11 protein-coding genes are annotated in these 11,864 nt (G+C 49.8%); 4 read left to right on the top strand and 7 right to left on the bottom strand.

From position 1 onward, the window contains the following. Positions 1-57 precede the first annotated feature (57 nt). On the bottom strand, positions 58-1,482 hold the full coding sequence (locus DESU86_RS13545) for an SLC13 family permease (RefSeq protein WP_179981502.1): 1,425 nt from the start codon (positions 1,480-1,482) through the stop codon (positions 58-60). A gap of 212 nt (positions 1,483-1,694) precedes the next feature. Here DESU86_RS13545 and DESU86_RS13550 point away from each other — a divergent pair, with 212 nt between their 5' ends. Further along, positions 1,695-4,784 carry a sigma-54 interaction domain-containing protein gene (locus DESU86_RS13550; protein ID WP_179981503.1) on the top strand — a complete coding sequence of 1,030 codons (3,090 nt, stop codon included), beginning with the start codon at positions 1,695-1,697 and terminating at the stop codon, positions 4,782-4,784. Positions 4,785-5,096: 312 nt separating this feature from the next. Here the strand turns inward: DESU86_RS13550 and DESU86_RS13555 are convergent, their stop codons facing one another. Further along, a complete protein-coding gene (locus DESU86_RS13555) occupies positions 5,097-5,912 on the bottom strand; it encodes a DUF169 domain-containing protein (RefSeq protein ID WP_179981504.1) in 816 nt (271 codons plus the stop codon). Between the two features lie 383 nt (positions 5,913-6,295). Here DESU86_RS13555 and DESU86_RS13560 point away from each other — a divergent pair, with 383 nt between their 5' ends. Next, a complete protein-coding gene (locus tag DESU86_RS13560; protein ID WP_179981505.1) occupies positions 6,296-7,690 on the top strand; it encodes a tyrosine-type recombinase/integrase in 1,395 nt (464 codons plus the stop codon). On the opposite strand, the gene DESU86_RS13565 is transcribed toward DESU86_RS13560, so the two are convergent. From DESU86_RS13565 to DESU86_RS13585, 5 genes are all read right to left on the bottom strand, one after another. After that, positions 7,662-7,931, bottom strand: a complete 270-nt coding sequence (locus DESU86_RS13565) for a hypothetical protein (RefSeq protein ID WP_179981506.1) — start codon at positions 7,929-7,931, stop codon at positions 7,662-7,664. The genes DESU86_RS13560 and DESU86_RS13565 overlap by 29 nt on opposite strands. Positions 7,932-7,987: 56 nt before the next feature. Then, entirely contained in the window at positions 7,988-8,503 is a 516-nt protein-coding gene (locus DESU86_RS13570) for a translation initiation factor 2 (RefSeq protein ID WP_179981507.1), read from the bottom strand. Then, on the bottom strand, positions 8,500-8,706 hold the full coding sequence (locus DESU86_RS13575) for a hypothetical protein (RefSeq protein ID WP_179981508.1): 207 nt from the start codon (positions 8,704-8,706) through the stop codon (positions 8,500-8,502). Before DESU86_RS13575 ends, DESU86_RS13570 begins: the two co-directional genes overlap by 4 nt. A 55-nt stretch (positions 8,707-8,761) precedes the next feature. After that, positions 8,762-9,250, bottom strand: a complete 489-nt coding sequence (locus tag DESU86_RS13580; RefSeq protein WP_179981509.1) for a phage regulatory CII family protein — start codon at positions 9,248-9,250, stop codon at positions 8,762-8,764. A gap of 66 nt (positions 9,251-9,316) precedes the next feature. Further along, a complete protein-coding gene (locus tag DESU86_RS13585; RefSeq protein WP_179981510.1) occupies positions 9,317-9,577 on the bottom strand; it encodes a hypothetical protein in 261 nt (86 codons plus the stop codon). 142 nt (positions 9,578-9,719) lie between these two features. Here DESU86_RS13585 and DESU86_RS13590 point away from each other — a divergent pair, with 142 nt between their 5' ends. Continuing rightward, a complete protein-coding gene (locus DESU86_RS13590) occupies positions 9,720-10,334 on the top strand; it encodes a hypothetical protein (RefSeq protein ID WP_179981511.1) in 615 nt (204 codons plus the stop codon). A 138-nt stretch (positions 10,335-10,472) separates the two neighbouring features. Beyond that, on the top strand, positions 10,473-11,660 hold the full coding sequence (locus DESU86_RS13595; protein WP_179981512.1) for a hypothetical protein: 1,188 nt from the start codon (positions 10,473-10,475) through the stop codon (positions 11,658-11,660). Positions 11,661-11,864: the final 204 nt, after the last annotated feature.

An 11,864-nucleotide genomic window follows, 5' to 3' on the forward strand; every position in this document is an offset into this window, starting at 1 on the left:
ATTACTTGTGACACACAACAACCTGGCAGCGTCTCCTTTTATGAGTGGATTTATCGATCAGATGGCTCCGGCCAATTTCCAGTACGGGTAAAAGACGATGACGAGCAAAATCAAGGTCATGAATAACCGTGCTGTGAAAAATTTCACTATAGAGCTTAAGCTGACATATCCGGTGGCATAGTACACGAGCAGAACAGCGTACTCGTAGGGCAACACAAACTGATCCAGCCCATATATAAAGGTATATATAAGACCAAGAGGATTCATCCCAAGAGATCTCGCAATCTCTACCAGGGGGACAGTAAAAGCTCCGGCTGCCGCTACTGGGGTCAATAAAAATTTAAGCGTTGTGGCTGAAAGATACGTGCTGACGATAGTGAACAACTCTCCTTTGCCACTAAGGAGGGGGAGTAGTTGGGCAGCAATAAGCTTATCCACGCCTGTGACTTTTGCACCTGCGCCGACAGCCATGCAGCCGACTACAAAAAAGACTGGACCGAGCTTCAGTGTTTCCAGCTGTTTTTTATCTACAAGCCCAAGACCTGGGATAAAGCTGATAAACCCGATCAGCATGATGGTCCAACCGGCATTTATGCCATGGTATTTATCAGTCATCATCAATGCAGTCAGGATGATGAACAGACATACCGCCCGCTTTTCTATGGTGCTTATTGTTCCGATCTGCCGGTATTGGCTTTCTACATAGCTCCTAGTATTTATATTTTGTTTCGGGCGAAGCACCGGCAGAAGGAGCAGCATTGAGCATACACAATAGACAATGTTCGGCACATAGTTTTGGATAAAATAGTCGCCCCAGGTCAGAGCGACTCCGGTTGACTTCATCAGTTCCAGAGCCAGAGTCACATCTCCGCCACCTGTATACAGCCCCATGCGCGGCGCTGTTGAGGCAAGAAATCCGGCTAACATGATGACCGATGCTTCACGTGATTTGGGGGCATATTTAGCAGCATCACAAATGCCGATACAGATGACCGACATAAGAATGCCCTTACCGAGTGCCGTAGGAAGCAATGGGGCAATGATAAATCCGACAAGCAACAAGCCACAGAGCAAGGTAAACATGGAGCCGCTCGTTTTATGGAGCGACCAAAGGGCAATGCGCTTGGCCAGCCCTGTGTGCGAAAGAACAAGACCAGTTAGCAACCCACCAAGAACCAGCCACCCCATAGGCGCTGTCCAACTGACCAACATGTCGTGCGGCGTTCCCACTCCCACCAAAATGTAACTGACAGGCAGCATCATGGCGACGAGATTGCTTGGCATAACACCTGTCGCCCACATGCAAACGGCACACGCTGTTAGCCCCAGAAAGTAGGCTACCTCTTTACTAAGCCCGCCATAGAAGCATGCAAGAATTATCATGCTTGGCGCTAGGATGGTTGTCCCCCATTTGATGCAAGATACGTAAAGTTTTTTGTTTGATTCTTGTAACACTGGTGGCGACAGAATTTGTGTGGTCACGTTACCCTCCTCAACTCAAGTTTATGACGGATCATCCTTCCAATTATTGACTTCAAATTAGCAAGGCGTGTGCCATAGAACTTGAATTCATGTAACATGCTGGTTTGTTAGAATTTTATATTATCGCTTCTCATTTTTTATGCTCCATGTTACAGGAAAAAATCCAATTTTCTGGATTTTTTCTTGTAATCTGCACGGGGAGAGGGATGACCATGCCTGTCAATAACGATCCTTCGGTGAAGTCAGTGCTGTTGTTGTTGCTGTCTGCTTTAGGCAAACCAGTTTCCCTGTTGTACCTTGCAGAACCCATGGGTATTTCACAGAAAGAAGCGCTTGTTTTGCTTACTAAATTGGAAAAACAAGGGCACACTATGCACGATCAGTCGGCAGGACTTTGGATGCTGACCGAGACTTGTCAACCTGCGCAGGTAGTCAATTTTTCTGTCGGATGCTTTGTAGAGAAGGGGCATGCGCAGCACGATATTGCCAAAGGTCTAGCCCTGCTTCACAACAAGGATTACCTCAGTGCAAGTGAAGCCTTGCTGAAACAAGTGCGTTCCTTCATTCATTTCGGCAAAAGCGCGGCGGCAAAGACATGCCTTGATATGCTGATGGAAATTCTTCAGGGGTGGTCATGGCACAACGCTCAAGCGGATGCCATCGCAAAGTATGTTGTCTTGATTCGGTGTACAGAGAATCTTGCCATGTACCTGGCAAAAAACGTCCCTGAAGCACTTGCCCTTTTATCTAACGCAAGGCGGGCCGCAGCATCTATTGGTGATGTGCGTTCAACCCTGTTGCTTGACTTGACTGAAGCCTGCCAATTGCATTTGTCAAATGAGCACAATACAGCTTACACGCACGCATTTCTGTCTAGGACAATTGTAAATCTTGAAGCTTTGGCAGATTCTGATATTTTGAGCTCTACTAAATATGCTCAAGGTCTTATTTACTTTATGCAAGGAGAGTGCAAGGAAACTTTGCGCTGCTTACAACTGCATGAAATAGGAATTTTTGCAGATAGATTTGACTATTTTTCTGCAATGGGAATTAGAACTGCAGCTAGTGCAGCTTGTAGCTGCGGCGACTTTACGCTAGCACTTGGATTAATGGAATCTGTACGCAGGCAATCTCATGTTCAGGGCAACCGCCTTGCAGAATTGTGGAGCGAAGTTCAAGTTGCAGATGTTTTGATGCGTATGGGCGAACATCACAAATCGCTAAAATTTCTTGATGATGTATTTTCCTCTACGCAGGTTGAAATAGAAACTCGATTATGGATTTGGGGAAAAAGAGTCCTTGCCTTTTATTATTATCAAAGAAATATGATTACGGAATCGCATGCTGTCCTCCATAAAAGCATGCAGCAGGCGGCGTTATATGGGCAATCTCGTCCGTATTACGGGTGCACCTGGCTTTTTGACATGCTGTGGTCGTATGAAGAGCACGATTTGCCCCGCATACCTGGATATGATTTTGAGCAGGAGCTTTCGTTTGCGTTGAGTGGGCCTAACAAGATGTTTCGTGCCGCAGCGTTACGCATTCGGGCCAAGAAGTATCAGCGAGACGGGGCTGCACCATATGTGGTGGCAGAGACTCTTCGCCAAAGCCTGGCCTATGCCGAGGCAGCACAGGCGCCGCTGGAGTTGGCGCGAACATGTCTTGCACTGGCTCAATCATATGAACAGGCGGGATCAAAAGAAGAAGCAAATGCGCTTTACGCCAGAGGCAAAAAACTCTTTTCCCAGCACCTGAGTTACGATGGGATTCCTTACCAGCGGCGCCCTAATCTGCTGACAGACTCAGAGGAACTTGCCAAGGTTGAGGCCCTTACCCAATGCCTTGAAAAGAATTCATTTTGGACACAACCCGAAGCAAGAATTCAAGAAATTATTGTTGTCATATGTGAGGAACTGAGAATTGAACGCGGCGCTATCTTTAGCATAGATAACACAGGGGGCTGCACGTGCCTTGGTGCAAATCATATTACATCAGAAGAAATTGGGAGTCTTTTTTTTGAAAAACACTTGCAACGCCTTAAGAGTATTAATGACCAGACCCCTGAAATCTACAACGATGGCACTGAGGCAACTCTATATTTCCCGTTTATGAGCCTTGAAGGCTCATTTTTTTGTATGATGTTAGAAAATATTTATTTACCTGATTATATTGCGCATCTTTCACGAAAAATACTGGATCCATTACATAAACTTCTCAAGCAGGAGTTGCGCATTGTTCATGAAACAAAAAAGCGCATGGAATTCTCGTCATCCACGGCGGCCCACAAAAATAAAGAAGCTGCAGCCAGAATAGACGCCAGCAAAACACCGTATTACGGAAAATCCTTACAGACCATGCTGCAGGAAGTGGATCGTGTGGCGCCTACCGACGCATCCATCCTTATACTAGGAGAAACTGGTGTGGGAAAGGAGGTGTTGGCGAAGCGTATACACGAGCATAGCGGGTGCCTGGGTTCCTTTATCCCTGTTCATCCATCCAGTATTCCTGAGACCCTTTTTGAAAGTGAATTCTTCGGGCATGAACAAGGCGCGTTTACCGGAGCCTTACGCCAACGATGCGGCCTTGTGGAACTCGCAGACAAAGGAACGCTGTTTATCGATGAATTGGGCGACATCCCCATGTCAATACAGGTCAAACTGCTCCGGGTTCTACAGGAAAAAACATTTTTCCGAATCGGCGGAGAAAAGGCACGCATATCTGATTTTCGCCTGGTTGCGGCCACAAACCGTGATTTGCAGTGCATGGTCGCGGACGGAACATTTCGTGAAGATCTCTACTACCGCATTTCTGTTGTTCCATTTGTCCTGCCCCCACTAAGGGAAAGGCGCGATGACATCCTTTTGCTCGCCCAACACTTTATCGATTACTACACTAAACGTTATAAGCGGAAGCAATCTAAAATTTCCATTGCGGAACAGCAGCAGCTTATGGCCTACGCATGGCCTGGCAATATTCGGGAATTAAAAAGTGTCATCGAACGCGCTGTTATCCTCTCTCGCAATGGCACTCTGGACTTAAAACTCCTTGTGACGTCACAGACAAAGGAGCGTGAAACAGTTTCTGATCATGCATCTAACAAAAAAACAATTTATTTCGATGATTTTCCCAGTATTGAAGAGATGCAAAAACGCTACATCAAGTACGTTCTTGAAGCTTGCAAAGGGAAAATATATGGGCCGGGCAGTGCCTGTGATATTTTGAAAATCAAGCGATCCACATTGTATGCCAAGATAAAGCAGTTAAAGTTGGACAAGACATCAAGACTCTACGGTGAAGAATGACAAGACCAGTTCCGGATAATTGACTTTGGCCCACGAATCTCTGGCCGTTTAATCATTCTAGAGAGGATTTATAATTTCAGCCAACTGGGGCTGGCACGTGGACTTCATGCATGAGCGGTTTCGCACGCTCTCTTATAGTTGACTTAGCCCTGAATGCCTCGCCATTGGGGTGGTGTGTACACTCCGGGGTAACCACAGGGTAGTCGCCAGTGTACGCAAAAATGCCCTTACGAAGTTATCGTAAGGGCATTGAAAAATAGGTGAACAAAAGAAAACAGCTACTCTAAGGGGTTCTGCCTAAAAAGAATTTATTTATGCCTTGGAGCAACTGGCGCAGGCTTCCGGTTCATTGCCGCTTTTCTTAAAGATGATCAGGGGGCAGTTTTTACAGATATCCGCGCCCGGGAAAGGATCGCCGGGACGTGTAATGGATGCGGCCCCTGATTTGGCTATGCGTTCCATCAGGCGATCAACCGTAGCCCCGATGTGCGCGCCGGGAATGAAGACGTTCAGTTCGCCGCGCTCGGTTTTGCCTGCGTTGTAGCTGCCGGAGCAGGCCGGGCACATGTTCATGCTCTGTTCAAGGTAGGTGAATACAGAGCCGCCGCAGGCGGAGGAGCTCATAGTCACCATGGGGCGCAGGGGATGGGTATCTGTTCCTGCCATGTAATCTACTGCAAGATGGTAGGATTGCAGGTTGTCGCAGTAAAAATGCACCACGTCCGGCTGCATGACGGCGTCAGCCAGCGGGCCCACAGACACTGCCACAACGGAGTTCAGAGGCAGGCGGGGTTTGGAGCGCAAAAAACGCTCGGCCTGCGCCAAGTCTTTGCAGTATTTGGATTGTGATTTGATCTCAGCTTCGTCGATGTCTTTCCAGCCGAAAGAAACCTGCGAGTTGGTACAACCAAGCTTTTCCTTGGTCGCCAGCACGGTCTGCCCCTGCATGCGTGCGGTTATTTCCCATTGGCAATAAGTAATTGGCTTAACGGGCTCAACATAGCGGGCCTTCTTTTTGAACTCTTCCACATCAGCCTGAGTTTTATGAAAATTTATGGCGATGGGAAAATGGTACAGTCGCAGCTCCCGCATCAACAAGTCCTGCATGTCTTTATAGCTCAGGGGCATTGCGATCTCCTTTTTTGTAGTTAGTAATCGTTGTCAGTATGGGTGGTAATGTTAAAAGATATTCTTCGATATGGCTATACCCCTAAGCACCTTTTTTTGACTTTTACTTCAGCAGGGGCGCGGGTGACAGGCGGGTGACAACCGCGGGCAACCAAATCCAAAATTTCGCAAAAATAACAAAAGGGATGCGCGATAAAATCGCATATCCCTTTGAAATATAATGGTGCGCCCGACAAGAATCGAACTTGTGGCCTACAGCTTAGGAGTAAGCCGCGCATACTTCCCCATGGTTCCCTTTGAATTGTAATACCTTGAAAATCATGGTGCTGTGGTGTAACCCCTTTCCTTAAAGTTCCCCAAATAACTTTGAAGGTGGGCACCATATGGGCACCAAAAAGAACGGTGACGCTACAAATACTGGCGGCGATGATTTGCGTTGGCACGCAAGCAGCGCCACGGGTGTTCTCTATCGTGATCACCCTGAGCGCAAGTATGGCAGACGTTCTGATCGGTATCTCGCAATACGGTATCGCTCTGGTTCTGGCAAGAGAAATCTTGAGGCCCTTGGCTGGGCCTCTGAGGGCTGGACGCTTGAAATGGCGGTAAACCTCCTCCACGAGCTGAAGCAAAACATCCGTTCTGGAGAGCGCCCCCAGTCTCTTAAAGAAAAGCGTGAGATGCAGGAAGCCGCCAGGGCGGAAGAAGCCCGCATTGCCGAGCGCGTGAAGCTCAAGCGCGTCACCTTTGGTGAACTGGCTGAGGCGTACCGCTCCTGGGCCAAGGAGCACCGCCTTGATGCATCCAATGTCGAAGGACTGCTTGACCACCATATTCTGCCCGTATTGGGCCCCCGTGTCGCCCACGAGATTACTACCGCCGACCTCCAGGCCCTTGGGGATACCATTGCTGCCAAAAGGCCGCTCTCCGGGCGCAACAAAAACAACAAAGAAGGCCGGCTGTCGCCGCAAACTGTGCTCCATGCCCTTAAAGTAGTGCGTGAGACATTCAATTATGCCAAACAAACGGACGCGCCTGGAGCTCCTGGCACAGTGCTTTTTGACGGGCCGAACCCTGCTGTCATTACGCACCGTGGACACCGTGGAGTGCGCGTTCAAAAGGCTGATGCTCGCCGACTGCGCGTGCTCAATGACAGGGAGATTGAATCTCTGCTGGGTTATGAAGGGCGCAGGCACGAAGACGTAACCGAGCTGCACGACATGATCCTGCTCTCTCTGGACATTGGCCTGCGCGCAGGAGAGCTTGTTCACCTGCTGCGCGAGTCGTGCGACCCGATAAAGGGCACGGTCAGCGTAATCAAGGGCTCTGAGAACAATGTTTCCACCAAGGGCGGGCGTTCCCGAACCTTGCATGTGGGGCAGCTGTTTTCTGATGCCCTTGCAATGCTTCGGCGCAGAATGGCCAGCCCAAGTGCGGGGCCTTATCTCTTTCCAGGGCAGGATGGCGCCGCACGCGACGCCAACGGCCTTAACCGGGCCATGCGCCGTATTACCGAAAAGCTGAAGCTCAACGAGGGCGTTATCAACGCCCAGAACCGCGTTGTGTGGCATACCTTGCGCCACACTTTTGCCACCCGGATGCTGGAAGCCGGGGCGGACGTTTACATGCTTAAAGAACTTATGGGGCACGGGTCTGTGACAACAACCGAGGTCTACCTGCACCTGTGCGACCTCGATAAGCGTCGCAAAGCTCTGGCCAGACTGACGCTCTCGCAGGGTGGCGAGCCGGGAGCTATATCTTTGGGACAACAATTGTCGTAACTCCTTGTGATTCAAGGTATGCGAGAAAAAACGGAGTAGGGTACACGACCGCGTCGCCAATTTTTTGCCGAACTTTTGGCCCTTTGCCGCCCCAGTCATCATTGGCCAGCTTTTTGGATGAAATGGCCCCACCAGTAAAAAATGGGACTCTTTTTCTGGCTATCATGGGCGGCAGGAGGGGCAGGTAGCTCTTGAGTGCGCCAAGTTCCGGCGCTGGGGGGATGATTGCAGGTGTGCTCATAAAATTTCTCCCTCTGCGTGTGGTAGACGGATACGCAGCCCCCGTTAGTGAGGGAGTCAGATGGAATTTGTGGCCATCGTGCAGGAGCGTTCGGCCCGGCATGATCGGCAGTCCTGATCCGCCTCGCCATGCAGGCGGCAGCGGGCCATGCGTTTGATGCGCCCAATAGCCTCAAACGGCCCTGGCACCCACTCGGCCACCGCGCTATGCAGCATGAGCCCTGGTTCTTCCAGTGGCCCGGCTATACCCAGGATGGGAGTGCCGATGGCCTTGGCCATGCCGATTTGAACTGCAGTGTCTTTGCCGGAATCGCCCAGGTAGACCATAAGGTCGGCCTGCCCGCAGGAGGTTTCACAAAATTCGGCCATAGCGCAGCTCTTGCCGGCGTTCATCCATTGCCGGCGTTCGTTGACGGGCAAGCCCAAAGGCGCAGCGGCCCATGTCCAGTCCAGCACCCTGACGCCCGGCAGAAGGCGCAACTGCGCCTGGAACAGGCGCACGGCATGCAGGTGGCGGTAGGATGCCACGGTGTAGACCGTCAGCTGGTCAGTATTGGCGGGTATGGCGTTCATGCGCGTTTTTCCTGCCGACAAACTTGGGAGATACGGCCACCTTCGCTCAAAATACCGGGCAGCATGTCCAGCAGGTCATGGTGCGTTGCCCGCACGGGCAACCGTTTACCACCAACAGCTATAATGTAGGTGGCCACGTACGGGCCTTTGTTGCAGACCTCAGGCTTGACAGGTTGCCGCTTTTCGAAATAGATTTTTGCCATCAGATAGCTCCTATGGAGTTTTGCCCCGGCGTGGTTCCAGCACGTCGGGGCGTTTTTATTTGCCGTACTTAGCCTCGTGTGTGGCCAGTGCCAGTTTGCGAAAGCTCAGTATGGCCTCAACCACGTCATTGGTTTCGCGGTCGATCTTGACCATCTCTTCGGGGTCAACATCGCCGTCGGCAATGCGTTCCGCAGCCGAGGCCGCGTATTCGCCAAATTCCTTTATGGTTCGGGCCAGGCTCTGCACCAGCTCGCCACCGCTGGCGGCTGGTTGCTGCAGGCGCAAAAAAATGCCGCCGCGCTCCCTGGCCAGAAAATCCACGGGCGCGTCGCACTCGCACACGTCCATAAGCGGCAGCAGCATGTCTGCGCCGAGCTTGTGGCCTGGCTGGCGCGACAGCTCAGACATCATCGTGTTGTAGTTGGTGTAGCCCACAAATTCGGCAATGCTGCCGGGCGTAAGCCCCGAGGGCGCAGCCTTGACCATCTGGTGCGTCACAGCGACCAGCGAAGGGTAGGGTTTGATAACGATATTTCCGGCCATGCTATTGCGCCTCCGTAAATTGCGTGGGCAAAAGTCAAAAAAAGGGTTTAGTGTAATAAGGGGTGCTTATTGAGCGTGAGCCTGCAGGCCAGGGAATATCGGCTCGCGCTTGCGTCTGCCCATTCTTTCTTCACAGGGTTCAGGCAGTAAATCTTTGGGGAAGCCCAAAATTACCAACCTGTCGTGATGCTTTTGGAATATCTCTGGTTTCAATAGAGCTTGGCGGGCACCATTAGCGGTCATACCCAGCTGCTTACCGATATCATTGAAGGAAATGTGATGCGCATCCTTCCAGGCCAGAAGGCGTTCATACCGCGACATTGCCATAGGGTGGCCTCCCTGCTAAGAAAATGATTGCATTTACGCTTTGCGAAATTGGTTCTAAAAGCGTGGCGTCTTTAGTTGGTATTTATGGTAAAAAATTACCAATGGTCAAGTAATTTTATACTATATATGGGAATTTTTCACCATGCTATATGATAGAGTACTGAAAATACTTGATAAAAATCATCTCGCCAAATCAAAATGCGCCCAACAGCTCGGAGTTACCCATAAAACTCTTGGTGGGTATCTGAAGCCAGAAGGCCAGCACAACCTTTGGCAATACTTACCAACATTTTTAGAGTGGTACCCTCGCTTGTCGCGCCAGTGGCTCTACTTCGGTGAAGGCCCAATGTTTATTGGGCGAGGTACCCCCGAGGGTTTGCCCGTGCCACCGCTGGAAATCCTGCGCGTGGGCGAAGCCATGGCAGCAGACTGCGGCGGCTCGTGGGGACAGGTACTGCGCATGATTGTGGACAACGCGCGGGAAGAGCTGGAGACGAACGAATCCACCAATGAAATGAAGATGGCCCCGGAAGCCAAAAAAGAGCTTGCCGAGGCCAAGGGCGAGATCATACGCCTGTACAAAAAGTTAGAAGGGCTTCAGGACGAAGTTATCAACCTGCAGAAAGAACTGCTGGCCATGCAAAGAACTGAAAAACCCCAAACTAATGAATGCCCAGGGCGACCAGTAGACATGGTGTCTGCCCCTGGCATGCCCAGTGCTGCCCATTCGTTGCACCAAGGAACTGACAGGGAATAAGGTTAATTGAAAATCGCCGGTGTATTTGGGGATTTGCTAGGGTTAAAGCAGTGAAAGAAGGCACGGTAATGTGTGCCGCAGACGTAGAGGAACGTAATTTTCAGCCAGATAGAGCCGATTCACCAAAAGGGAGCCACGATGACTGATAACGCCAGTATCCCTCAAGAGCTCAATGCCACTTCGGCCGCAAAGCAACCACAACAGCCTTTTATTGTCTTGCCATTTGATGAAGAAATATCTTTTCAATCAGCAGAAAATCTTTTGGATTGGGTGAACAAAGATAAAGAGATGTTCCAAAGCTTTCGGGAGGATAATTTTCCAGCAGGAATTGATTTGTTAAGAGAGAGAGGAAACAAAGGAAACCTAACATACATAGAAGCTTTAATTTCTGATTATAAATTATGGTATAACAGTTTGGTAGATTTATCAGAAGAAGTTAATTCATTGGCCAGATTGAGCACCACAGCACGCTCGATTGAAGAACTTGATGACAAGAAAAAGTTGCTTATAGAAAAATGGATTGAAAGTACGAATAAAGGGCTAGTTCCCATGCAAAGTCCCATAGGATATTGCGCCATGGGTATGGGCAGCGGTAGTTCAAGTGGGTCAGAAAGCCCACCGGAGCAGTCTACGCAGGGCGGTGTCTGGCTGTATGCAATGATAGATTTCCGCAAACAGCAGGCAAAACAACAAAAGGGGGCAACAGAATTTAGTGAAAATGTTGAAAAATCTATCGGGCAACTTCGTACGCTGAACGGAAATATACAATTAGCACAAGAAGATCTTGAAGCATTCAAGAAGAATGTCTTAAAATCAGCGGCCCTAAAATCTCCGGCTAATGCTCTTGGCCGGTTAGAAAAAAGTCACAGATGTCTTTCAATCTTGTATTTTGGCATTGCGGCATTGATAATTATTGCGTGGATTACTTTTATTGTCAGATGGTATTATCCCGACATTGTTGAGCCTGTCCTGAACAAGTTGCCAGATGCTCCGCTTGAAGCCGGACCCATGATACTTATAAGCTTAGTCTTTACAGGTATTGTTCTGACGTCAGTAATCATTTTTCTTAGACTTGCGGTGTCCCTAGTCAATTTCAGCATTGCCGCCGGTGAGCGAAAGGCAATGGCAACCGCCTACAGAGCTTTGCTTGTTCAAAATGCCATAACGGATGCCCAGCAAATGGTCTTTCTTCAAAGCATTGTTGGCGGCAAACCCACAGGTTTTGTTCAGACCAGTGACATCCGCCTACCAGCGGATGAGATATGCAAGATTATTCGGGCGGTACGTGATGTTGGAACAACTGGTATCACGCCCTCTGGGGCGTAAAGTGCATTACGTTGGCAGGGGCAACGGTGGGCGCTCTTTTTTATGCTCCGCAACCCCATGCCCCGGATTTCACTTTTCGCATAGCCAAAAACCTGTGTTGTGACAAAGTAGCTGTTGACTGTGGCTCCACTGACCGTGAGGGGCATGCTATGAAAAAATCCTGTGGTTTTTTGGTTTTGTTCATCCTGTTTGCATTTCAGGCAG

This window comes from Desulfovibrio sp. 86 (genome assembly GCF_902702915.1).
In the GTDB taxonomy this organism is placed as follows: domain Bacteria; phylum Desulfobacterota; class Desulfovibrionia; order Desulfovibrionales; family Desulfovibrionaceae; genus Desulfovibrio.